Source organism: Pseudomonas sp. NFX98 (assembly GCF_047784845.1).
Lineage (GTDB): Bacteria > Pseudomonadota > Gammaproteobacteria > Pseudomonadales > Pseudomonadaceae > Aquipseudomonas.
The window spans coordinates 432,758-456,978 of record NZ_JBLNNF010000001.1; the positions used below are offsets into that span (position 1 = coordinate 432,758).

Sequence of the window (24,221 nt, forward strand, 5' to 3'; positions counted from 1 at the left end):
CGAAAGATCAAAAGATCGCAGCCTTCGGCAGCTCCTACATGACCTTGCACGTTTTGTAAGCCTGCCTTAACCCATTCGGGCCTCGCCCGAGATCGAGACGGATGCAGATTATGCACAGGCTAAAACACGGCCTACTCCAGGCCGCCGGTTGGCTGTTTTATCTCAGTTTACTGATGGGCATCGCCATGGCGTTGCCTGTGTCCACGTTCGACTCCGAGTCGAAGGACTTCATTTTCCTGATCGGTATCGTCGGTATCTGGCGTTACTCGATGGGTGCCACGCACTTTCTGCGCGGCATGCTGTTTCTGTACGTGGTCTACCCGCACCTGCGGCGCAAAGTGCGCAAGCTGGGCAAGGCGGCGGACCCGTCCCATGTATTTTTGATGGTCACCAGTTTTCGTATCGACGCGCTGACCACCGCGCAGGTCTACAGCTCGGTGATCCGCGAAGCGATCGACTGCGGCCTGCCGACCACCGTGGTCTGCTCCATCGTCGAAATGTCCGATGAGCTGCTGGTGAAAAGCCTGTGGAAGCGGATGAACCCGCCATCGCATGTGAAGCTCGACTTCGTGCGCATTCCCGGCACCGGCAAACGCGATGGCCTGGCCTACGGTTTCCGCGCCATCTCCCGTCACTTGCCGGATGACCGCGCCGTGGTCGCCGTGATCGATGGCGACACCGTGCTGGGCGAAGGTACGGTGCGCAAGACCGTGCCGTGGTTCCAGCTGTTCGGCAACGTTGGCGGCCTCACCACCAACGAGTTCTGCGAAGTACGCGGCGGCTACATCATGAGCGAATGGCACAAGCTGCGTTTCGCCCAGCGTCACATCAACATGTGCTCGATGGCTTTGTCCAAGCGCGTGCTGACCATGACCGGCCGCATGTCGGTGTTCCGTGCCACCGTGGTCACCAACCCGGAATTCATCGCCGACGTGGAAAGCGACTCGCTGCAACACTGGCGCCTGGGTCGTTTCAAGTTCCTGACCGGCGACGACAAGTCGAGCTGGTTCAGCCTGATGCGCTTGGGCTACGACACGTTTTACGTGCCCGACGCCGCGATCAACACCGTCGAGCACCCGCCGGAAAAGAGCTTCATCAAGGCCAGTCGCAAGCTGATGTTCCGCTGGTACGGCAACAACCTGCGGCAGAACTCCCGGGCCCTCGGCCTTGGGGTGAAACGCCTCGGTGCGTTCACTTCGGTGGTGCTGTTCGATCAGCGCGTGTCGATGTGGACCTCGCTGCTGGGCCTGACCGTAGCGATCATCGCCAGCTTCAAGTACGGCACCGCGTTCATCCTGGTGTACCTGCTGTGGATCGGCATCACCCGCCTGATCCTGACCCTGTTGCTGTCCTGCTCCGGTCACCGGATCGGCCCGGCCTACCCGGCGATTCTCTATTACAACCAGATCGTCGGCGCGCTGGTGAAGATCTACGTGTTCTTCCGCCTCGACCAACAGTCCTGGACTCGCCAACCCACTTCCCTGACCCGTGATCTCGCCAGCTTTCAACGTTGGTTCAACACCTGGTCGTCTCGGACCATGACCTTCTCCGCCGGCAGCATTTTTGTCGCCGTGCTGCTGATGATGGTCTGACCGCCCCTTATTGAATTAACAAGGAAATCGCCCCTATGAATACCGCCGTCAACGCCAACGTAGTGCATGAATCCGAAGCCCAGCGCCAACACGCCCGAGTGAAAATCCCGGCCAAGCTGCGCTTCTTCGGCCCTGACCGTACGCCGGTCGAAGCCCGGGTCATCGACCTGTCCGCTGGTGGCCTGGCGTTCAACGCCGGTCAACTGCCGCTCAAGGTTGGCGACAAGTACAAGGCTCGTCTGCAATTCGTCATCGACAACCTCGGCCTGGCCATGGACGTGGAATTGCAGGTGCGCTCCTACGATCGCGAGACCGGTCGTACCGGCTGCCAGTTCCAGAACCTGGAACCACAAGACATCTCGACCCTGCGCCACCTGATCACCTCTCACCTGGCCGGCGACATCGTCAGCATCGGTGAAGTACTGGCGACCCTGCAGCGAGACAACTTCACCAAAGCGCGCAAGATCAAGGACGGCGGCCACGGCATGAGCGCGTTCGGCCGCATGAAAGCCGTGACCTTCAGCCTCGGCGTTTTCGTTATCGGCCTGGCGGCATTCGGCTTCATCTTCAAGTCGGTGTATGGCATGTATTTCGTCAGCCACGCCCAGGCCGGTCTGGTCAGCGTGCCGGGCGTGAACATCACCATGCCCCGCGACGGCACCGTGCAGAGTCTGGTCAAAGCCGACGGCGTCGCCGCCAAAGGTGCACCGCTGGCGACGTTCAGCACCAGCATGCTCGACGTACTCAAAGGTCACCTGGAAGACGATCAACTGTCCCCGGCCAAGGTTGAAGAACTGTTCGGCAAGCAAATGACCGGCACCCTGACTTCGCCGTGCGATTGCACCGTGGCCCAGCAAATGGTCGCCAACGGTCAGTACGCCAGCAAGGGCGACGTGATCTTCCAACTGGTGCCACGCAACACCGAAGCCAACGTTGAAGCACGCTTCTCCTATCGCCAGTTCGGCGACGTCCTGCCAGGCACCGCCGTGCGCTTCCAGATCGCCGGCGAAGACAAGACCCGCACCGGCAAGATCGTCAGCAGCACCAGCCTGAAAAGCGCCGACCTGTCTTCCGACATCCGCGTCCTGATCCAGCCTGACGAAGCCCTGGACAGCACCCTCGCCGGCCGCCCGGTGGAAGTGAACAGCGACCGTGGCCCGAACCTGAACTGGCTGATCGACAAAGCCATGGCTGCTGGTCTGTAACCGGAGGACATGCCCGTGACGATCATCCGTCTTCTGAGAACACCGAGATCCCTGTGGGAGCTGGCTTGCCAGCGATTGGATCACTGCGGTGTTACTGAAACACCGAGCCGCCTGAATCGCTGGCAAGTCGAAACGTCGCACCGCAGCTCCCACAGTGGATTGGTGGTGTGCTCGCTGGCATTGGCAGTCAGCCTCGCCGGCTGCGCCGGCCTGCCCGACCAACGCCTGGCCAACGAAGCGCTCAAGCGTGGCGACACCGCGACCGCCGCGGCGAACTATCAGCAACTGGCAGACCTGGGCTACAGCGAAGCCCAGGTCGGTCTGGCTGACATTCAGGTCGACAGCCGCGACCCGGCGCAGATGAAGCAGGCCGAGGCGACTTACCGCGCCGCCGCCAGCGTTTCACCGCGTGCCCAGGCGCGCCTCGGTCGTCTGCTGGTGGCCAAGCCCGGCTCCACCGAAGCCGAGCAGCACGAAGCCGAAACCCTGCTGAAGAAAGCCTCCGCCGCTGGCGAAGGCAACACCCTGATTCCGTTGGCGATGCTGTACCTGCAATACCCGCACAGCTTCCCCAACGTCGACGCACAGAAACAGATCAGCCAATGGCGCGCCGAAGGCAAGCCGGAAGCAGGCCTGGCGCAAGTGCTGCTTTATCGCACCCAAGGCACCTACGACCAGCACCTGGACGATGTGGAAAAGATCTGCAAAGCCGCGATCAACACCACCGACATTTGCTACGTCGAACTGGCCACGGTCTATCAGAAAAAAGCCCAGCCTGAACAACAGGCCGAGCTGATCAAGCAAATGCAGGCCGGTCACGCTCGCGGCACTGTTTCCGCACAACGCGTGGACAGTGTCGCCCGTGTGCTCGCCGATTCGACCCTGGGCACAGCCGACGAAAAAACCGCGCAGTCACTGCTCGAACCGATCGCCCCGGGCTACCCGGCATCTTGGGTGACCCTCGCGCAACTGCTCTACGACTACCCAGAACTGGGTGACGTCGACCAGATGATGAAGTACCTCGACAACGGCCGCGCCGCCGATCAGCCCCGCGCCGAGCTGTTGCTGGGCAAGCTCTATTACGAAGGCAAAATGGTCCCGGCCGACGCCAAGGTCGCCGAGGAACATTTCCAGAAAGCCGTCGGCCGCGAAGTCGCCGCCGATTACTACCTCGGCCAGATCTATCGCCGTGGCTACCTGGGCAAGGTCTATCCGCAGAAGGCTCTGGATCATCTGCTGACCGCTGCGCGCAACGGCCAGAACAGTGCCGACTTCGCCATCGCCCAACTGTTCTCCCAAGGCAAAGGCACCAAGCCTGACCCGCTCAACGCTTACGTCTTCAGCCAACTGGCCAAGGCCCAGAACACTCCGCAAGCCACCGAGCTTGCGCAAACCCTCGAAGCCCAACTGCCGCCTGCGCAGCTTGCCGAGGCCCAGCGCCTGTTGAAACAGGAACAGGCCGTTCGCGGCAACTTGAGCCAGAACGCGTTGCCATTGCACGCGCTGCAAGAAGAAGACGGTGAGGAAACCCTATGAAGTTGAATCCATTCATGAAGGCCGGTATCGGCCTGACGTTCGCGCTGATCTGGTCTTGCCCGACGCTCGCTGCGATGACTGAAGAAACCAAGAACTACGGTCTGGACGTGAAAATCACCGGTCAGTCCGAGGACGATCGTGACCTCGGCACCCAGGGCGGCGGCGATGTCAACGGTCTCGGCCTTGACCTTCGTCCTTGGGTCTACGGCGAAAGCGGCGCGTGGAGCGCCTACGCCATGGGTCAGGCGGTGACGTCCACCGACATCATCGAGACCGACACCCTGCAACAGTCCGATGGTGCCGAAAACACCGACAACAATGATCGCGAAACCAAGAAAAACTACTTGGCCATGCGTGAGTTCTGGGTCGGCTACAGCGGCTTCACGCCTTACCCGGGCGAGGTCCTCAAGTTCGGTCGCCAACGCCTGCGCAACGACGACGGTCAATGGCGCGACACCAACATCGAAGCCTTGAACTGGACCTTCGACACCACCCTGCTGCGCGCCAACGTCGGTATCGCCGAACGCTTCAGCGAGTACCGCACCGACCTCAAGGAACTCGCGCCAGAGGATAAGGATCGCCTGCACGCCTACGCCGATGCGGCGTACCAGTGGACACCGGGCAACTGGGTCGGCATTCGCGGCCACCACACCCACGACGACGGCAAACTTGACTACGCAGAACCCGGCGTCGCGAGTGATTCGCTGGACAAGAAACAGAACGGCGACATCAGCTGGCTCGGCCTCACCGCCGATAGCGATGCCTACAACTGGCGCAACACCAACACCGTCAATTACTGGGGCAGCATCACCGGCATGAGCGGCGACCGCGACACGGTCAACCCGCTGAACGCCGATGGCACCGCGCCCGCGCAAGCCAAACGCAGCGGCGATGTCGATGGCTGGGCCACCGACCTGGGTGTGCGCCTGCGCCTCGATCCGCAATGGCAGGTCGGTGCGGCCTACGCTCGCGCCAGTGAAGACTATGAACAGAACGGCCTGGAAAGTAACCGCTCGAACTACACCGGTACTCGCTCGCGGGTACACCGTTTCGGCGAAGCATTCCGTGGCGAAATGAACAACATGCAATCGGCCACGCTGTTCGGTTCGTGGATGCTCAACGACGAATACGACGCCAGCCTGATCTACCACAAATTCTGGCGTGTCGACGGCAACAAGCCGGTCGGCAGCAACGGCATCGACGCGGTACAGAACAACACCGACGACGTCACCGGCGCGATCCTCTCCAGCACCTCCCTGCCGCTGAACGATGGCGAGAAAGACCTCGGTCAGGAAATGGATCTGGTGGTCACCAAGTACTTCAAGCAAGGCCTGTTGCCGGCATCGATGAGCCAGGCGATCGACGAACCTTCGGCGCTGGTGCGCTTGCGTGGCGGCGTGTTCAAGCCGGGCGATGCGTACGGCAAGGAAGTCGATTCGTACATGCACCGCGCGTTCATCGACGTGATCTGGCGCTTCTGATGCACATTGCGAAGGGAGTCTCCCAGATGAATCATCAAGCCCGAAAAGGCTCGATCAGCCTGCTGGCCGGCGCGATGTTGCTGGCCAGTGCGACGGCCTTCGCCAATGTGGAGCCAGTTGCAAAACCGGCGACCGTGGCCAAGGAACTGCAACAGGCCAAGACCTACACCGTCAGCAGCGCACCGACCGCGCCGCTGGAGCTGGCCACGCCGACATTGCCGGACATTTCCGGCTACACCGCCGAGGCCATCGCCGCGAAAATCGTGCGCAGCAAGGCCGGCAAGATCAGCGTGCGCCGGATGATGCAGGAAGACGCCCTGAAGGACTTCATCGGCGGCGACAACAAGATGGCCGAGTGGGTGGTGCGTCAGCACGGAATCCCGCAGGCGATTTTCGTCGACGACGGCTACATGAACCTCAAGGACCTGGCGAAGAAGCTGCCCAAGCAGTACTTCAGCGAAACCTCGCCGGGCGTATTCCTGGCGAAACTGCCGATCGTGGTCGGCCGTCACGGCATCCTCGAAATCGACAAGCAGACTCAGGAACTGCGCCTGTCCCAGGAGGCCGGATCGTTCCTGGTCAACGACGGCCAGCTGTTTGTACGTGACACGAAAATCACCGGCTGGCGCGAGAAGGACAACGGTCCGGCGACGTTCAAATCGCCGAAGGAATTCCGTCCGTTCCTGCTGGCCTGGGGTGGCACCGAGACCTACATCGCCAACAGCAAGATGGCCAGTTTCGGCTACGCCAACAGTAAGTCCTACGGCGTGAGTATTTCCCAATACACGCCGAACATGGCCAAGGTGCTCAAGCGTCCTGAACCGACCGGCTGGATTGTCGGTTCCGAGTTCTCGGACATGTGGTACGGCTTCTACTGCTACGAAACCAGCAACTTCGTGGTCAAGGGCAACACCTACAAGGACAACATCGTCTACGGCATTGACCCGCATGACCGTTCCCACGGCCTGATCATCGCCGACAACACGGTGTTTGGTACCAAGAAGAAGCACGGGATCATTATTTCCCGTGAGGTCAACGACAGCTTCATCTTCAACAACCGCAGCTACGACAACAAGTTGTCGGGCCTGGTGATCGACCGTAACAGCGTGAACAACCTGATCGCGCACAACGAGATCTACCAGAACCACACCGACGGCATCACCCTCTACGAGAGTGCCGACAACCTGCTGTGGGGCAACAAAGTCGTCAGCAACCGCCGCCACGGCATTCGCATTCGTAACAGCGTGAACATTCGCCTCTACGAAAACATCGCCATGGCCAATGGCTTGACCGGCGTCTACGGCCACATCAAGGACCTGAGCGACACCGACCGTGACATCAAGCTCGATCCGTTCGACGCCCAGGTGTCGCTGATCGTGGTCGGCGGTGAACTGGCGGCCAACGGCAGCGGCCCGCTGTCCATCGACTCGCCGTTGAGCGTCGAGCTGTATCGCGTGTCCATGCTCGCCCCGACCAAATCCAGCGGCATCAGCTTCTCGGGGATTCTCGGCGAGCGCCAGGATGAAATTCTCGACCTGCTGGTGCGCCAGCAGAAAGCCGTGCTGATCGACCCTGTCGAACGCCAGACCGAAATGCGGGACTGAGGATAATTTTATGCACCCACACTTGATCAAATTACTCAGCCTGTCGGCCCTGACCGCCGGCATTCTCGCGGCCAGTACCGGCGCGCGTGCCGATGAAGTTCAAGCACCGAAGTTCAGCGCCGAACCGTGCTGCAGCCTGTGCCCGGCCGCCCACGACGCGAAGAATTACACCACGCGTTATCAGCAGAATTTCACCACGCTGGTGCAGGCTCAGGGCGACTGGCTGTTCCGTACGCAGGAAGACTTGCGCACCGAATTCGACACCACCCCGGCTGGCTACAAACGCATGAAGCAATTGCACGATGCGTTCAAGAGCAAAGGCGTGGAACTGGTCGTTGTTTACCAGCCAACGCGTGGCCTGGTGAACCGCAACAAGCTCAACCCGGGCGAGAAAGCCAGCTTCGATTTCGACAAGGCGCTGACGAACTACAAGACCATGCTCGGCCGTTTCGCGGCCATGGGCTACGTAGTTCCGGACCTGTCGCCGCTGACCAACGAGCAACTGCCAGACACCCTGCCCGCCCACGATTTCTACTTCCGTGGCGACCAGCACTGGACGCCATATGGCGCCCAGCGCACGGCAAAAATCGTCGCCGAAAAGGTCAAGCAGATCCCGGCCTTCGCCGACATTCCCAAGCGTGAATTCGAGACCCATAAGTCGGGTCGCATGGGCAAGACCGGAACATTGCACAACATGGCCGGTCAACTCTGTGGCACCAGCTACGCGATCCAGTACATGGATCAATTCACCACCGAGCCGAAAGGCGAAGCAGGCGATGGCGATCTGTTCGGTGATTCCGGCAATCCGGAAATCACCCTGGTCGGCACCAGTCACAGTGGCAAGAACTACAACTTCGCCGGTTTCCTCGAAGAGGCCATCGGCGCCGACATTCTCAACGTGGCGTTCCCCGGCGGTGGCCTGGAAGGTTCGATGCTGCAGTACCTGGGCAGCGACGAGTTCCAGAAGAACCCGCCGAAAATTCTCATCTGGGAATTCTCGCCGCTCTATCGCCTCGACCAGGAAACCATCTACCGCCAGATGATGGCGCTGCTGGACAACGGTTGCGAAGGCAAGGATGCACAGATGTCGGGGAGCACCACCCTGAAGCCGGGCAAAAACGAACTGATGGTCAACAGCAAAAACCTGAACCTGCAAAACAGCAGTCACCAGGTCGATATCCGCTTCGCCGACACCTCGGTGAAAACCCTGCAAGCCACCCTCTGGTACATGAACGGTCGCCACGAGGACATCAAGATCGACAAACCGGAAACCTCCGACACTGACGGGCGCTTCGCCTTCGAGTTGCGCACGGACGAAGACTGGGCCTCGCAGAATCTGCTGGCCGTCGAAATCCAGGGTCCTGAGAAAACGGATGCCGCGCCACAGAAAGTCGAAGCGAAAATCTGCAAACGCAACGTATTCCCGAGCGCTGAGCAACGTACCGCTTCGGCCGGGCAATGAGGTCTGCTATGCGAAATCCGAAACTGAAAAACCTGTTGGCACCGACGCTTTTGAGCCTGGCGATGTTCGCCGGCGCGACACAAGCGGCTGCGCCACTGCGTCCGCCACAGGGCTATTTCGCGCCGATCGAGAAAGTCAAAACCGGCGACAAGAGCGAAGGCTGTGATGCGATGCCGACGCCGTACACCGGCTCGCTGCAATTTCGCAGCAAGTACGAAGGCTCGGACAAGGCCCGTTCGACCCTGAACGTGCAATCGGAAAAAGCCTTTCGCGACAGCACCGCCGACATCACCAAGATCGAGCGCGGCACCAGCAAGCGCGTGATGCAGTTCATGCGCGACGGTCGCCCGGAACAACTGGAATGCACGCTCAACTGGTTGACCGCGTGGGCCAAGGCCGATGCGTTGATGTCCAAGGACTTCAACCACACCGGCAAGTCGATGCGCAAATGGGCGTTGGGCAGCATGGCCTCTTCGTACATTCGCCTGAAGTTTTCCGATTCGCATCCGCTGGCCAACCATCAGCAAGAGTCGCAGCTGATCGAAGCCTGGTTCAGCAAGATGGCCGACCAAGTGGTCAGCGATTGGGACAACCTGCCGCTGGAAAAAACCAACAACCACTCGTACTGGGCTGCCTGGTCGGTGATGGCAACCTCCGTCGCCACCAACCGCCGCGACCTGTTCGATTGGGCCGTGAAGGAATACAAGGTCGGCGCCAATCAGGTCGACGCCCAGGGCTTTTTGCCCAACGAACTCAAGCGTCAACAACGGGCGCTGGCCTACCACAACTACGCCCTGCCGCCGCTGGCGATGATCGCCAGTTTCGCTCAGGTCAACGGTGTGGATCTGCGTCAGGAAAACAACGGCGCATTGAAACGCCTGGGTGATCGCGTGCTGTCCGGGGTGAAAGACCCGGATGAGTTCGAAGAGAAGAACGGCAAGGAACAGGACATGACCGACCTGAAGGTCGACTCGAAATTCGCCTGGCTCGAACCGTTCTGCTCGCTCTACACCTGCGCGCCGGATGTGCTGGAGAAGAAGCATGAGATGCAACCGTTCAAGACCTTCCGCCTCGGCGGCGACCTGACCAAGGTCTACGACCCGGCGAATGAAAAGGGCAAGGGTTCTTAGAACAACGCCTTTCTCCTGTAAGAGCTGCCGAAGGCTGCGATCTTTAGATCTTGCTTTCAAAGATCAAGATCAAAAGATCGCAGCCTCCGGCAGCTCCTACAAGGGTCGGTGTCAGGTTTGAGTTTTGTGAGTTAGCCCCCGGTTTTTCGTGGGGGGTTTGGGGGGGCCGTTGGCCCTTGACTGTTGGTTCAAACAAGGAGAGATCGGGATGGTTTTTTCGTCCAACGTGTTCCTGTTTTTGTTCTTGCCGATCTTTCTCGGCTTGTACTACCTGAGCGGGCAACGCTATCGCAATTTGCTGCTGCTGATTGCCAGCTACGTGTTCTACGCCTGGTGGCGTGTGGACTTCCTCGCACTGTTTGCAGCCGTCACGCTGTGGAACTACTGGATCGGCCTGAAAGTCGGCGCCGCAGGCGTACGGACCAAACCGGCGCAGCGCTGGCTGCTGCTCGGCGTGGCCGTCGACCTGTGCATCCTCGGCTACTTCAAGTACGCCAATTTCGGCGTCGACAGCATCAACGCGATGATGACGTCGGTGGGCCTGGAGCCGTTCATCCTGACCCACGTGCTGTTGCCGATCGGGATCTCGTTCTACATCTTCGAGTCGATCAGCTACATCATCGACGTCTACCGTGGTGATACCCCGGCGACCCGCAACCTGATCGACTTCGCGGCGTTCGTGGCGATCTTCCCGCACCTGATCGCCGGCCCCGTGCTGCGTTTCCGCGACCTGGCGGATCAGTTCAACAACCGCACTCACACCCTCGATAAATTCTCCGAGGGCTGCACGCGGTTCATGCAGGGTTTCATCAAGAAGGTCTTCATCGCCGACACCCTCGCGGTGGTGGCCGACCATTGCTTCGCCCTGCAAAACCCGACCACGGGTGATGCCTGGCTCGGCGCCCTCGCCTATACCGCGCAGTTGTATTTCGACTTCTCCGGTTACAGCGACATGGCCATCGGTTTGGGCCTGATGATGGGTTTCCGCTTCATGGAAAACTTCAAGCAGCCGTACATCAGCCAGTCGATCACCGAGTTCTGGCGTCGCTGGCACATCAGCCTGTCGACCTGGTTGCGTGACTACCTCTACATCACGCTGGGCGGTAATCGAAAAGGCACGCTGACGACCTATCGCAACCTGTTTCTGACCATGCTGCTCGGTGGTCTGTGGCACGGCGCGAACATCACCTACATCGTCTGGGGTGCGTGGCACGGCATGTGGCTGGCGATTGAAAAAGCCCTCGGCCTGAACACTTCGCCGCGCAGCTTCAACCCGATCCGCTGGGCGCTGACCTTCCTGTTGGTCGTGATGGGCTGGGTGATCTTCCGCGCAGAAAACCTGCACGTCGCCGGGCGCATGTACGGCGCGATGTTCAGCTTCGGCGACTGGTCGTTGTCGGAACTCAACCAGGCCAGCCTCACCGGCCTGCAAGTGGCGACCCTGATCGTGGCTTACGTGACCCTGGCGTTCTTCGGCCTGCGCGACTTCTACAGCAATCAGCCGCCAGCCAAGACCAAGCCTGCGGTGAACGTCGACAGCGACGGCCCGGCCGCCAGCGAACCCGGCCTGATCAAAGCCGCGCCTGGGGATAACCCGGCGAGCATCCATCAGCCTGGCTACACCGTCGGCGTCGACGCCCAGGTGCAACCAGCCTACTGGACCGCTGACTGGTCGCGTTACGCAATGCGTGCGCTGGTGCTGCTGCTGTTCATCGCCTCGATTCTCAAACTCTCGGCGCAAAGCTTCTCGCCGTTCCTTTACTTCCAGTTCTGAGGGATCTGACCATGACCCGCTCATTACGCATCTTCTACATCGCCCTGTTCCTGGTGACGCTGCTCGCCTTGGGCGTGTGGTCGGTTCGCAGCTTCATGGGCTTCAGCACCAACGCCGACGCGACGGTGCTCAACGGCCGCTGGACCAAGGCTGTAGAGACCCACTACGACGATGAGTTTCCAATCAAGCGCCTGGGCACCAACCTTTGGGCTGCGCTGGATTTCAAGCTGTTCAACGAAGGTCGTCCGGGCGTGGTGCTCGGTCGCGACCAGTGGCTGTACAGCGACGAAGAATTCCACCCGATCGTCAACGAAGAGCTGAACCTGCAAGGCAACTACGCGCTGGTCGAAGGCGTGCGCCAAACCCTGAAAGCCAAAGGGGTACAACTGGTGATGGCGGTGGTGCCGGCCAAGGTGCGCCTGTACCCGGAACACCTCGGCGAGGTGAAACCGGCGAGCATCCACGCCAACCTCTACAAGGACTTCCATCAGCGCCTGGCCGCCGACCGGATTCCTGCGCCTGACCTGCTCGGCCCGTTGCAACAGGCCAAGCAGAACGGCAAGCAAGTGTTCCTGCGCACCGACACCCACTGGACCCCGGAAGGTGCCGAGATCGCGGCGAACAAGTTGGCCAAGACCATTGCTGACAAATTCCCGCTCAGCGGCGACCCGCAAAACTTCGTCACCGAACCTGCGGAAACCGTCACGCACAAGGGCGACCTGCGTCTGTTCCTGCCGCTGGACCCGCTGTTCGAAAACCTGATGCCGGCGCAAGAGCCTTTGCAAAAGCGCAACACCGTTGCAGCCCAGGACCAGCCGGCCGGTGACGACGCCCTGTTCGCCAACACCGAAGTGCCGGTGGCCCTGATTGGCACCAGTTACAGCGCCAACCCCAACTGGAACTTCGTCGGTGCACTGAAACAAGCCCTGCGCAGCGACGTGGTCAATTACGCCGAAGACGGCCATGGCCCGATTCTGCCGATGCTCAGCTACCTGAAAAGTGATGCTTTCAAGAACAGCCCTCCGCAGGTGCTGATCTGGGAGTTTCCTGAACGATATCTGCCTGTGAACAACGAAATCGGCGACGCCGACCCGCAGTGGGTCGCAGAGCTTAAACAAGCCGGCGCGCGCCAACAAAACGTAGCAATCAACACTAAATCCGAGACGCCCGACCGGGCGCAAAACTGAAAGAGAGAGGTACTACCATGACTTTCAAGACTACTCCTCGTCGTCTCGCCAAGACCTTTGCACTGGTTGCTGGTATGAGTGTGCTCTCGATGCAGGCCTTCGCCGCTGGCGACGCCGCGCTGTATGGCCCGACCGCGCCGAAAGGCTCGAGCTTCGTGCGTATCTACAACGCCAGTAACGCCGAAGTCAGCGCCACCGTCGGCAGCACCAACCTGAGTGATGTCGCGCCGCTGTCGAGCAGTGACTTCAGCTTCATGCCGGGCGGTGACTACAGCGCCAAGGTCGGCAGCCAGAGCCTGCCGGTGAAACTGGCCGGCGATCACTATTACACCCTGGTCAACAACGCCAGCGGCGCGCCGCAACTGATCGAGGAGCCGCCGTTCAAGAACAAGCAGAAATCCCTGGTGCGCGTGCAGAACCTCAGCGACAAGACGCTGACCCTGAAAACCGCCGACGGCAAGACCGACGTGGTGCCGAACGTGGCCGCCAAGGGCCGTGGCGAACGTGAAATCAACCCGGTGAAAGTCAGCCTGGCGCTATACGATGGTGCAACGAAAGTCGGCGACGTGAAACCGGTCGCCCTGGAACGCGGTGAAGCGGCAGTGCTGTACGTCACCGGTAACGGCAGCAGCCTGTCGCCGGTCTGGGTGAAACGCCCGGTATCGACGCGCTGATCAATTTGTCCGGTTGACCCATCCCCCTGTGGGAGCGGGCTTGCCCGCGATGCAGACGACTCGGTGAAACTGATACATCGAGTTGATGCCATCGCTGGCAAGCCAGCTCCCACAGGAACTGAGATGTCAATCAGGACACGGAACAAGAACAAGAGTGAAACGACACAACGTTCGTCGCTCTAACCAAACGATTTTCAAGGAGTAACAACATGATTCCGGTGATCTTGTCAGGTGGTAGCGGTTCACGTCTCTGGCCGCTTTCGCGTAAGCAATTCCCGAAACAGTTCCTGGCCCTGACCGGTGAACACACGCTGTTCCAGCAAACCCTGGAACGCCTGGTGTTCGAAGGCATGGACACGCCAATCGTGGTCTGCAACAAGGACCACCGCTTCATCGTCAACGAGCAGTTGGCAGCGCGTAAGCTGGAAACCCAACGCATCCTGATGGAGCCGTTTGGGCGCAACACCGCGCCGGCCGTGGCCCTGACCGCGATGATGCTGGTCAATGAAGGTCGCGACGAGTTGATGCTGGTGCTGCCGGCCGACCACGTATTGGAAGACCAGAAAGCCCTGCAACGCGCGTTAGCCCTGGCCACCGTCGCCGCCGAAAACGGCGAAATGGTGTTGTTCGGCGTACCGGCCACCAAACCGGAAACCGGCTACGGCTACATCAAGTCGACCAACGATTCGTTGCTGCCTGAAGGCGTCAGCCGTGTGTCGCACTTCGTCGAAAAACCGGATGTGAAACGCGCTACCGAATACGTCCAGTCCGGTGGCTACTTCTGGAACAGCGGCATGTTCCTGTTCCGCGCCAGCCGCTTCCTCGAAGAACTGAAAAAGCACGATCCGGACATCTACGACACCTGCCTGCTGACCCTGGAGCGCAGCGCCCAGGACGCCGACACCGTGAGCATCGACGAAGCTACCTTCGCCTGCTGCCCGGACAATTCCATCGACTACTCGGTGATGGAAAAAACCCAGCGCGCCTGTGTGGTGCCGCTGACCGCCGGCTGGAGCGACGTCGGCTGCTGGTCGTCGCTGTGGGAAGTCAATGCAAAAGACGCCAACGGCAACGTCACCAAGGGCGACGTGGTGATCCAGGACAGCAAGAACTGCATGATCCACGGCAACGGCAAACTGGTGTCGGTGATCGGCCTGGAAAACATCGTCGTGGTGGAAACCAAGGACGCCATGATGATTGCGCACAAGGACAAGGTCCAAGGCGTGAAACAGATGGTCAACACCCTCAACGAACAGGGCCGCAGCGAAACCCAGAACCACTGCGAAGTCTATCGCCCGTGGGGCTCCTACGACTCGGTGGACATGGGCGGCCGTTTCCAGGTCAAGCACATCTCGGTCAAGCCGGGCGCGTGCCTGTCGCTGCAAATGCACCACCACCGCGCCGAACACTGGATCGTGGTCAGCGGCACCGCCGAAGTGACCTGCGATGAGAACGTGTTCCTGCTCACCGAGAACCAGTCGACCTACATCCCGATTGCGTCGGTCCACCGCTTGCGCAACCCGGGCAAGATTCCGCTGGAGATCATCGAAGTGCAATCGGGCAGCTATCTGGGTGAAGACGATATCGAGCGGTTTGAAGATATCTACGGTCGCTCGACCCCGATCGAGCGTGGCGTGTCGGTGAAAACCATCGCGCAGTAAGCCTCTGTAAACCTTAAGCCCCCGGCCAGCTCGTTGCGTTCCCTATCCGCAGCGGGTTGGCCGGGTTTTTTGTTCAAGCAAGAGCAAAAGATCGCAGCCTTCGGCAGCTCCTACAGGAAACCGTATTCCCCTGTAGGAGCTGCCGAAGGCTGCGATCTTTTGACTTTGCTCTTCCCATCGCCAACCCCACCCGCGCTTAGGTAGGATGGTCCTCTCTATTCCCGAGGTTGGCGCGACATGTTCATCGGCATCCTGCTGGTCATTACCTGGCTGATCCTGTTGCTGCGCTATCCGGCCAAGGCCTTGCCTGTGTCCGTCGCCGCCGCCGTGGGCCTGGGCATCGTTGCCACCTGGGTCATCTGGATGGACCACCGCGAACTCAAGCAACTGCAACGCCTGGAGTTGCGCATCAGCTACGCGCCGCAGCACTGCCCCGCCGACCGCCCGCTGCAACTGACCATGAACAACGGCAACGACGTACCGCTGACCGAATTGCGCTGGCGTGTTGCTGCCTATGCGCCCGGCGACACGGTCAACCTCGCCGACAATCAATACACTGCCCCACGCTACCGTGGCCCCGGCGAATTGCAGGCCGGTGGCAACTGGGAAGACTGTTTGCCGCTGCCACCACTGCGCCCCGGCTACCGCCCGGAAACCCTGGAGTTTCGCGCCGAGCGATTGCAGGGTAGTTTCTCTGACTGAGCTTTCCCCACAGAGCCTCCCCCCACTGTTTGCACAAGGACCGCGCCATGCCCGTTGCGTTGATTACCGGTTGTTCCAGCGGCATCGGCCGCGCCCTCGCCGATGCGTTCAAGGCTGCCGGCTATGAAGTCTGGGCCAGTGCGCGCAAGGCTGACGATGTCGCGCTACTGAGCGCCGCAGGTTTCACGGCCGTGCAACTGGACGTCAACGACGGCGTCGCCCTTGAACAGCTCAGCGAACAGATCAATCAAACACACGGCGGCCTCGACGTGTTGATCAACAACGCCGGTTACGGCGCCATGGGCCCATTGCTCGATGGCGGTGTGCAGGCGATGCAACGCCAGTTCGAAACCAATGTGTTCGCCATCGTCGGTGTCACTCGGGCGATGTTCCCTGTACTGCGCCGGGCCAAAGGGATCGTGGTCAATATCGGCAGCGTGTCCGGCGTTCTGGTCACTCCGTTCGCTGGCGCCTACTGCGCTTCGAAAGCCGCCGTGCACGCCTTGAGCGATGCACTGCGCATGGAACTGGCGCCGTTCGGCGTGCGGGTCATGGAGGTGCAACCGGGCGCTATCGCCTCCAGTTTCGCCAAGAATGCCGGCCACGAAGCCGAGCAATTGATCAGCGAACAATCACCGTGGTTCCCGCTGCGCGAAGGCATTCGCGCCCGGGCCAAGGCTTCCCAGGACAACCCGACGCCAGCCAGTGAATTTGCAGCCGGATTGCTCAAATCCGTGCAACAGAGCAAGCCTCCGCGACTGATTCGTCTGGGCAATGGCAGTCGTGCGTTGCCGCTGCTCGCCGGGCTGTTGCCCAAGGGGTTGCTGGAATCGGGATTGATGAAGCGGTTCGGGTTGCGTGGGCAGCTCTGAGATCCCATTGACCCAATCGCGGGCAAGCCTTGCTCCTACAGGATTAGCGCGATCCCAAAACTTGCGTATGGCCTGTAGGAGCAAGGCTTGCCCGCGATGGCGCCCTAACAGACACCACAGAATTTCAGGTATCAACATGACCGACTACACCGAATACTTCGACGAAGTGATCCAGGCCCACGTCGCCATCGAACAATGGCTGGCCGAGGAACGCGACGCATCTGAACTGGAACAACTGCTGACGCGATTCTCGCCGCAGTTTTCCATGGTTTCGCCATTGGGCCGGGTGCTGGATTTTGCTGCGCTGAACGAGTTGTTCACGCTGGCGGGCGGCAAGAAACTCGGCTTTCGCATCGAACTCAGCGAGTTGCGCGGCATTGCGCTGTACGACGGTGGTGCGACCGTGAGTTATCGCGAACAACAGACCGATGCCACCGGGTTGCACTCGGATCGCCGCTCCACCGTCGTGTTCGAAAAACAGGCGGATGGCCGCGTGATCTGGCGGCACTTGCATGAGACGTTTTGCAAGGAGTGAACCCCGCTTGTAGCAGCTGCCGAGCCTGCGAGGCTGCGTTCGAGGACGCAGTCCTCGCAAAATCCCATCTACCTGTACGAACACTTCGACGACTGCTTCGCAGCCGAACGCAGCCTCGCAAGCTCGGCAGCTGCTACAACGCTTGTTTAACCACCACCGTACAAGTAATCCCCGCCGCCAACAGCACGCCCTCCGGCACTTCATCGATGCGAATGCGCACCGGCACCCGCTGCGCCAGGCGTACCCAGTTGAATGTCGGGTTCACGTCGGCGATCAGTTCGCGGCTCTCCGGGTTGTCGCGGTCGTAGATGCCGCGCGAAATGCTTTCCACATGGCCCTTGAGCACTTCACCGCTCATCAGTTGCATGTCGGCCTGATCTCCGACGCGCACGTGGGGCAGTTTGGTTTCTTCGAAGAAGCCGTAGACCCAGAACGAATTCATGTCGACCACAGCCATTTTCGCCTCGCCGATGCGCGCATAGTCGCCGCGATGCACATTGAGGTTGGTCACGTAGCCGTCCACTGCTGCGCGCACCTCAGTGCGTTTGAGGTTGAGCTCGGCGGCTTCCAGTTGCGCTTGTGCCTGCTGGTAATCGGCCAGTGCCGAGTCGGCGAGGTTGCTGGCGTCGTCGCGGTTCTCCCTGGAGATCACCAGGTTGTCCATGTCGGCGCGACGGTGGGCGTTGACCTTGCGCATCTCCCAGGTCGCCTTGCGCGATGCCACCAGGCTTTGCGCCTGCTTCACCGCAAGGCGGTAGTGCTCGGGATCGATCTGCATCAGCAAATCGCCCTTCTTCACCAGTTGGTTGTCGCGCACCGGTACGTTCACCACTTCGCCGGTGACGTCGGCGGCGACGTTGATGATGTCGGCGCGCACGCGGCCGTCGCGGGTCCACGGGGTTTCCATGTAATGCACCCACAAGGTCCGGCCGATCCATATCGCCAGCGCCAGCACCAGCAGGGTCGCGAGCAGGCTGAAAAACTTTTTCATCAGGGCCTCAACGGTAGACAGTCAGCGCCATGGCGCCGAACAGACAGGTAAACAGACTCAGGCGCAGCAGCGCCGGGTGCCAAAAGAAGCGGTACAGGTCGAAGCCGGACAGGAACCGGTCCAGCGCCCAGGCCACCACCGCGGCAATCAAAAACATCAGGGTCATGGTCGGCATGTACACGCCGTGGAAGGCGATTTCACGGGGCATGTTCAAGTCCTTCAGGCTTGGCAATGGCGTAGGCGGCAAGCGGCGATTGCGGGTCGAGCAACGAGGTGCGGATGAAGTGCAGGTAGCTCTTCACCCGACGCAACGCCGAGGTGTCGAAGTGCGGGGCAAAGGGTTCGTCGGTGGACTGCACGCGGCTGATGGCGTGATCGACAGCGACCAATGCGCGCTCGAGATTGCTCGCGTTCGGTTGCAGGAAAAGCCGCACCAGCGAGCGCCCCATCACCCGGATCGACTGGCGCCACGGCTGGGATTCGGCATAGGCCGGATGCACCGGCAAAATCGCTTGTTCCTTGCGCAACTCGATGATCGCGTGTCCGACCTCCAGCACCACGAACATCCAGCGCAGCAGGTTGCGCTGCACTTGCGGTTGTCCCGCCGCAAAGCCGTAGGCCTGATGCACCAGGTCGCGAGTGCGACTTTCGAAACTCGACGCCAGGCCCTTGAGCTTGCCACTGATGGCGTACACCACCTGACCGCGCAAATCCTGCTCAAGCCGGCGCCATAGCCAGCGACTGTTGGGCGGCAGAATGATCGCCCCGGCCGCCGCGCACACCAGCATGCCGAGCACCATGGCGATGTAGTCGTTGATGAAGGTGTAGGGGTTGTAGACGGTCAGGTTGTCCGGCACCGAACCGGTGCTGAAGAAGATCAGCAAACCGAGCCCGACCCCGGCGTATTGCGGCCGCGACGCCAGGAACGAACCCAGCACGATGACCGGCGCGAGCATCACGCACAGCAACGGAAAACCGTCGATCCACGGAAAGATGAAGAACATCTCGACGAAGCCGATCAGCGCCCCGAGTAACGTGCCGCACGCCATCTGGAACGCCATGCGCTTGGGGTTCGGCGTAGCAGCAGACAAGCCCACGGTGGCGGCCGCGATCAGGGTCATGGTCGCCCCGCTCGGCCACGCCGTGGCCACCCAGTAACTGCCCAATACAACGAGGATGAACGCCGCGCGAATCCCCGACGCCGCAGCAGCCATCCAGTTGGTTTGCGGGGTGAACGGCTCGTCCCATTGCTCGCGCGCATGGCTGTGATCGGCCAGGGACGCGTGGGTCTGTGCATAACTGTGCAGGTCATCGACAAAGCGATAGAGCAGTTCATAAGCAGTGTGAAAATCCAGCAGCTCGGCGTCGCTCGGATCGCTCTCCTGGAACATCGCCCGCAGGCTGCGCACCCGCGCCGGCAAACCTTCCTTGTAAGCCGTCAGCGTCGTGACCAGCCGCGCGGCATCGGCGCTGGTCAGGGCGCGGCCGCTGAAGCCATCGAGCAGTTCGGCCAGATCCTGCAAACCCGGTTTGATCGCCGCCACCGCATGATCGGTGCCGCTGCTGCGCAGGCGCTCCAGCAACTGGTGCAAGGCGTTGAAACGGGTGGTGATGCCCATGAACTCGCTGTTCAAACGACTGAGCCGACCGTTGCGTCGACGCATGTGCGGGTCTTCGAACACGGTGACGCTGCGCAATCCTTCCAGGCCTACGGCCTCAGCGATGAAACGCACGTTGCTGGCTTCGAAGGCCTCCGGCCGACTGCGGCCGCGCAAGCCGTCGGTGACGAACAAGGCGAACACGCCGAAGCGCTGATACAAGGCATTGCGCATGGCGGCGCTGGCGGATTGCGGCAGGATCGCGGCGCTGACCAGGGTCGAGCAGAGAATCCCCAGGGAGATTTCCAGCACTCGCCAGACCGCCATCATGAAGGCACCGTCGGGATGCGCCAGCGCTGGCAGTCCGACCATTGCGGCGGTGTAACCGGCCAGAACAAAACCATAGGCGCGGAAATTACGACTGCGCGTCGCGCCGGCCGTGCAGATGCCAACCCAGATCGCCAGCGAGCCGAGAAACAGTTCGGTGTTCTGCGCGAACAATGCAATCAACGCCACCATCACCGCCGACCCGGCCAAGGTGCCGAGGAAGCGATAGAAACTCTTGGCGAACACCTGACCGCTTTGCGGCTGCATGACGATGAACACAGTAATCATCGCCGTGCGCGGCTGCGGCAACTCCAGGCGCATGGCCAGCCACAACGTGAGAAACGCCGCGATCAACACCTTGAAAATGTACACCCAGGTCACGCCGTCGCTGCGTGCCCAGTCAAAGAAACCCCGGCGCCATTCAAGGGAATACAGCCAGCGCAAATGTGCGGGCAAGGAAGTCATGAAATCCTGCTCATCAAAATTCGAAAAAACCCGGACCCTGTGGGAGCCAGCCTGCTGGCGATAGTGGTGTATCAGTCCACACCCATGTTGGATGTGCCGACCTCATCGCCAGCAGGCTGGCTCCCACAGGTACTACATTCACCTCAGCAGAACCGGGGTTTTCGGTGGCTGGGTTTGTTCGGCTTTCGGCACATCGTTGCCGGCACCCAGTCCACCGCCGAGGGCCGTCACCAATTCGGCGTGGGCACTCAAACGCGCCGCCTGCACCTGCTGCTGCACTTGCTGCTGTTTGAACAACAACGTCTGGGCGTTCAGCACGTTGAGGTAATCGGTGAGGCCGCGCTGGTAGGCGATCATCGCGATGTCATAAGTCTTCTGCGCGGTGGCCACCGACTCGGCGGCGAAGGTTTGCTGCTTGTCCATCGACTCGCGGCGGATCAGCTGGTCAGAGATGTTTTTCAGCGCGTTGACCAGGGTCTGGTTGTAATGCGCGACGGCGATGTCATACCCGGCCGAGGCTTCACCCAGCTCCGAGCGCAAACGCCCGCCGTCGAAGATCGGCAAGGAAATCGCCGGGCCGACGCTGTAATTGAGTTTCTTGCCGGTCAAAAACTCCAGCGCCCCGCCGCCGGTTGCCATGTAGCCGAGGCTGCCAACCAGATCGACGTTGGGATAAAAACCGGCATGGGCCACATCGATGCCCCGTGCCTGCGCCGCCACTTGCCAACGACTGGTGACCACGTCCGGACGTTGACCGAGCAATTGTGCGGGCAACGACGACGGCAGTTTCAACGCGGCGGCCAATGACAGCGTCGGCCGTTGCAACTGCGCACCGTCCCCCGGCCCTTTTCCAGCGAGCGCGGCGAGTTGGTTGCGGCTCAGGGCGATTTCTTCATCCAGTGCATCGATTTGTCGGTGGGTTTCCGGCAGCGGTGTCTCGGCCTGACTGACCTCGAAATGAGTGCCGATGCCGCCGTTCAAGCGTTTCTGCGCCAATTCAAGAATCTGCTGTTGCTGCTGCAAAGTCGCTTCGACGATGTCCCGCTGTGCGTAATGCAACGACAGTTCGATGTAGACGCGCACGATGTTGTTCTGCAATTCGAGCTGGGCCTGACGCGCTTCGGCGACGCTCATGTGGGCCATGTCCACGGCACGCTCGGTGGCATTGCTTTCGCGGCCCCAGAGGTCAAGCGCATAACTGAAGCCCAGCGCGGCGTTGTTGTCCCAGGTCGTGGTGTTGGCCAGATCGCCCGGCCCGTAGAACTGATCGGTGGGCCAGTTATGGCGCTTTAACGTGGACTCGCCGTTGATCTGCAATGATTCGGCCGCTTCGGCAACACCGGCCATCGACTTCGCCTGCCGAACCCGTGCGGCGGCCATGGCCATGGTCGGACTGCCTTGCAGCGCGAGCTCGATCCAGCGGTTCAGTTGCGGATCGCCGTAAGCCTGCCACCATTGCGCGGTGGGCCAATGCGCATCCTGGGCGGCGCTCTGGATGGCTTCGTCGGTGGCCAGAGAACTGGCCTCCAGCGCCTTGCCCTGCGGGGCAATACCTCCGGTTCCGATGCAGCCGCCGATTGCCAGGGATAAAGCCAAAACACTGAGCGGCTGAAGCGCTCTGCTGATGCGACGCGGCACTGCTGAAGATTCCTGAGATGGAGGGAATACCCTGTAGGAGCTGCCGCAGGCTGCGATCTTTTGATCTTGCTTTAGAAAACAAAAAGCAAAAGATCGCAGCCTGCGGCAGCTCCTACAGGGATCGGCGCAATTCTATGGGTGGGCGGTGTAGGCGATAAGCTGGGATTCCTGTGAATCTTTGTTACCGTTAACGAGATAATCCCTTGGTCGGGGTCTCAGACTCTGAAACTTCGTGTCACAATTTGTCATCGAACCCGAGAGCACCCCATGGACACTTTGCAAAACATGCGCGCCTTCAGTTACGTGGCCGAAGCCGGCAGCTTCACCGCCGCCGCCGTGCAACTGGACACCACCACCGCCAACGTCTCGCGCGCGGTCTCCAACCTGGAAGCCCACCTGCAAACCCGTCTGCTCAACCGAACGACCCGACGCATCGCCCTGACCGAAGCCGGCAAGCGCTACCTGCTGCGCTGCGAGCAGATCCTGGCCTACGTCGAAGAAGCCGAAGCCGAAGCCAGCGACGCCCACGCACGTCCGGCCGGCCAACTGAAAGTGCACACCATGACCGGCATCGGTCAGCACTTCGTGATCGACGCCATCGCCCGCTACCGCAAGACCCACCCGGACGTGACCTTCGACCTGACCATGGCCAACCGCGTACCGGACTTGCTGGACGAGGGTTACGACGTGTCCATCGTCCTGGCCCGCGAACTGCCGGACTCGGGCTTCGTCTCCCAGCGCCTGGGCATCACCTACAGCATCGTTTGCGCCTCCCCGGCCTACGTCAAAGCCAACGGCTGCGCACAAAAACCCAGCGACCTGCTCAACCACGCCTGCCTGCGCCTGGTGAGCCCGGTCATCCCCCTGGAAAAATGGGCCTTCGACGGCCCCGATGGCCAGGAAATGGTCACCATCAACAGCTCACCGTTCCTGGTGAACTCCGCCGACGCGATGAAATCAGCGATCACCAGCGGCATGGGCGTTGGCGTGCTGCCGCTGTACGCAGCGATCGACGGCTTGCGCGACGGCACGCTGGTGCGCGTCATGCCCAAATACCGCTCGCAGGAACTGAACCTGTATGCGATCTACCCTTCGCGGCAATATCTGGATGCGAAGATCAAGACCTGGGTTGAATACCTGCGGGGGTCGCTGCCGGAGTTGTTGGCCGCGCATCAGGCGGAATTGGCGGCGTACGAATTAAGCGGGAGTCTGGGTGGGGTTCGGGTGGCGAATTGAGTCGCATACCTGTAGGAGCGAGCCTGCTCGCGAAGAACCTGAGGGCACCGAGGTGAATCAGGTTTGCCGCGTTATCGTTAACGTCCATCGCGAGCAGGCTCGCTCCTACAGTTGATTTGCATGCACCTGCAAGAAATTGGTCGACTGGCAGGCCGCCATCGCTGGCAAGCCAGCTCCCACAATGGAGCGGCGTACACCCACGCTTTTCACCACTCAACAGGCCGAGCGTTAGCTCGCCTGCCGCTTTTGATCCACCCGCCCCATCACGCCCTGAGCCTGTCCGTCAACCGGAGGCGATGCCCCCGGATGAATGCCGGAGCGAAGGAACACCGAGCTCTAGCGAGGTGCCGTACGTAAGGGGCGAGCGTTTTTTTGCTTACTTTTTTGAGGCGTTTGTCAAAAAAGTGAGTCGCCGTAAGGGCGAAACCGCCAGCCGCCGTTACCGAAGAAACGGATATGTACCCAAATCCAAAAGCGCCTGGTCGGCTATAAGGCCGCCAAGCCCGCCAAGGCCCAAACTGACAGCGCCGTCAGTTAGCAGTCACCTTCCC

19 protein-coding genes are annotated in these 24,221 nt (G+C 60.8%); 15 read left to right on the forward strand and 4 right to left on the reverse strand.

What is annotated here, in order from left to right; all coding sequences use genetic code 11:
- Positions 1 to 110 precede the first annotated feature (110 nt).
- From alg8 to ACM110_RS02050, 14 genes are all read left to right on the forward strand, one after another.
- A complete protein-coding gene (alg8, locus tag ACM110_RS01985) occupies positions 111 to 1,592 on the forward strand; it encodes a mannuronan synthase (protein ID WP_416126335.1) in 1,482 nt (493 codons plus the stop codon).
- A 35-nt stretch (positions 1,593 to 1,627) separates the two neighbouring features.
- Positions 1,628 to 2,797 carry a PilZ domain-containing protein gene (locus tag ACM110_RS01990; protein WP_416126336.1) on the forward strand — a complete coding sequence of 390 codons (1,170 nt, stop codon included), beginning with the start codon at positions 1,628 to 1,630 and terminating at the stop codon, positions 2,795 to 2,797.
- Positions 2,798 to 2,806: 9 nt separating this feature from the next.
- Positions 2,807 to 4,333, forward strand: coding sequence for an alginate biosynthesis TPR repeat lipoprotein AlgK (algK, locus tag ACM110_RS01995; protein WP_416126337.1), 1,527 nt, complete (start codon positions 2,807 to 2,809; stop codon positions 4,331 to 4,333).
- Positions 4,330 to 5,814, forward strand: a complete 1,485-nt coding sequence (locus tag ACM110_RS02000) for an alginate export family protein (RefSeq protein WP_338582877.1) — start codon at positions 4,330 to 4,332, stop codon at positions 5,812 to 5,814. The genes algK and ACM110_RS02000 overlap by 4 nt, the downstream gene beginning before the upstream one ends.
- Before the next feature lie 26 nt (positions 5,815 to 5,840).
- Positions 5,841 to 7,418 carry a mannuronan 5-epimerase AlgG gene (algG, locus tag ACM110_RS02005; RefSeq protein WP_416126338.1) on the forward strand — a complete coding sequence of 526 codons (1,578 nt, stop codon included), beginning with the start codon at positions 5,841 to 5,843 and terminating at the stop codon, positions 7,416 to 7,418.
- 10 nt (positions 7,419 to 7,428) lie between these two features.
- Complete coding sequence (locus tag ACM110_RS02010; protein ID WP_416126339.1) at positions 7,429 to 8,880, forward strand: alginate O-acetyltransferase; 1,452 nt, start codon at positions 7,429 to 7,431, stop codon at positions 8,878 to 8,880.
- An 8-nt stretch (positions 8,881 to 8,888) separates the two neighbouring features.
- On the forward strand, positions 8,889 to 10,010 hold the full coding sequence (locus tag ACM110_RS02015) for a mannuronate-specific alginate lyase (protein ID WP_416126340.1): 1,122 nt from the start codon (positions 8,889 to 8,891) through the stop codon (positions 10,008 to 10,010).
- A gap of 208 nt (positions 10,011 to 10,218) precedes the next feature.
- Positions 10,219 to 11,784 carry an MBOAT family protein gene (locus ACM110_RS02020; RefSeq protein WP_338582882.1) on the forward strand — a complete coding sequence of 522 codons (1,566 nt, stop codon included), beginning with the start codon at positions 10,219 to 10,221 and terminating at the stop codon, positions 11,782 to 11,784.
- 11 nt (positions 11,785 to 11,795) lie between these two features.
- Positions 11,796 to 12,971, forward strand: coding sequence for an alginate O-acetyltransferase (locus tag ACM110_RS02025; protein ID WP_416126341.1), 1,176 nt, complete (start codon positions 11,796 to 11,798; stop codon positions 12,969 to 12,971).
- A gap of 17 nt (positions 12,972 to 12,988) precedes the next feature.
- Positions 12,989 to 13,645 (forward strand): alginate O-acetyltransferase AlgF, encoded by a 657-nt coding sequence (locus ACM110_RS02030; protein ID WP_338582885.1) that lies wholly within the window; start codon positions 12,989 to 12,991, stop codon positions 13,643 to 13,645.
- Between the two features lie 209 nt (positions 13,646 to 13,854).
- The gene (locus ACM110_RS02035) at positions 13,855 to 15,306 is read left to right on the forward strand and encodes a mannose-1-phosphate guanylyltransferase/mannose-6-phosphate isomerase (RefSeq protein ID WP_046820474.1); all 1,452 of its coding nucleotides are present in this window, start codon (positions 13,855 to 13,857) and stop codon (positions 15,304 to 15,306) included.
- 237 nt (positions 15,307 to 15,543) lie between these two features.
- Entirely contained in the window at positions 15,544 to 16,008 is a 465-nt protein-coding gene (locus ACM110_RS02040) for a multidrug transporter (RefSeq protein WP_338582889.1), read from the forward strand.
- Between the two features lie 47 nt (positions 16,009 to 16,055).
- The gene (locus ACM110_RS02045; protein ID WP_416126342.1) at positions 16,056 to 16,880 is read left to right on the forward strand and encodes an SDR family oxidoreductase; all 825 of its coding nucleotides are present in this window, start codon (positions 16,056 to 16,058) and stop codon (positions 16,878 to 16,880) included.
- 136 nt (positions 16,881 to 17,016) lie between these two features.
- Positions 17,017 to 17,415 (forward strand): DUF4440 domain-containing protein, encoded by a 399-nt coding sequence (locus ACM110_RS02050; protein WP_338582892.1) that lies wholly within the window; start codon positions 17,017 to 17,019, stop codon positions 17,413 to 17,415.
- A gap of 133 nt (positions 17,416 to 17,548) precedes the next feature.
- On the opposite strand, the gene ACM110_RS02055 is transcribed toward ACM110_RS02050, so the two are convergent.
- From ACM110_RS02055 to ACM110_RS02070, 4 genes are all read right to left on the reverse strand, one after another.
- A complete protein-coding gene (locus ACM110_RS02055) occupies positions 17,549 to 18,406 on the reverse strand; it encodes an efflux RND transporter periplasmic adaptor subunit (protein WP_416126343.1) in 858 nt (285 codons plus the stop codon).
- Positions 18,407 to 18,413: 7 nt separating this feature from the next.
- Positions 18,414 to 18,614 carry a DUF1656 domain-containing protein gene (locus tag ACM110_RS02060; RefSeq protein ID WP_338582894.1) on the reverse strand — a complete coding sequence of 67 codons (201 nt, stop codon included), beginning with the start codon at positions 18,612 to 18,614 and terminating at the stop codon, positions 18,414 to 18,416.
- Positions 18,604 to 20,796 carry an FUSC family protein gene (locus ACM110_RS02065; protein WP_416126344.1) on the reverse strand — a complete coding sequence of 731 codons (2,193 nt, stop codon included), beginning with the start codon at positions 20,794 to 20,796 and terminating at the stop codon, positions 18,604 to 18,606. The genes ACM110_RS02060 and ACM110_RS02065 overlap by 11 nt, the downstream gene beginning before the upstream one ends.
- A gap of 138 nt (positions 20,797 to 20,934) precedes the next feature.
- Positions 20,935 to 22,434 (reverse strand): efflux transporter outer membrane subunit, encoded by a 1,500-nt coding sequence (locus tag ACM110_RS02070; RefSeq protein WP_416126345.1) that lies wholly within the window; start codon positions 22,432 to 22,434, stop codon positions 20,935 to 20,937.
- A 267-nt stretch (positions 22,435 to 22,701) separates the two neighbouring features.
- Here ACM110_RS02070 and ACM110_RS02075 point away from each other — a divergent pair, with 267 nt between their 5' ends.
- On the forward strand, positions 22,702 to 23,670 hold the full coding sequence (locus ACM110_RS02075; protein ID WP_338582897.1) for a LysR family transcriptional regulator: 969 nt from the start codon (positions 22,702 to 22,704) through the stop codon (positions 23,668 to 23,670).
- Positions 23,671 to 24,221: the final 551 nt, after the last annotated feature.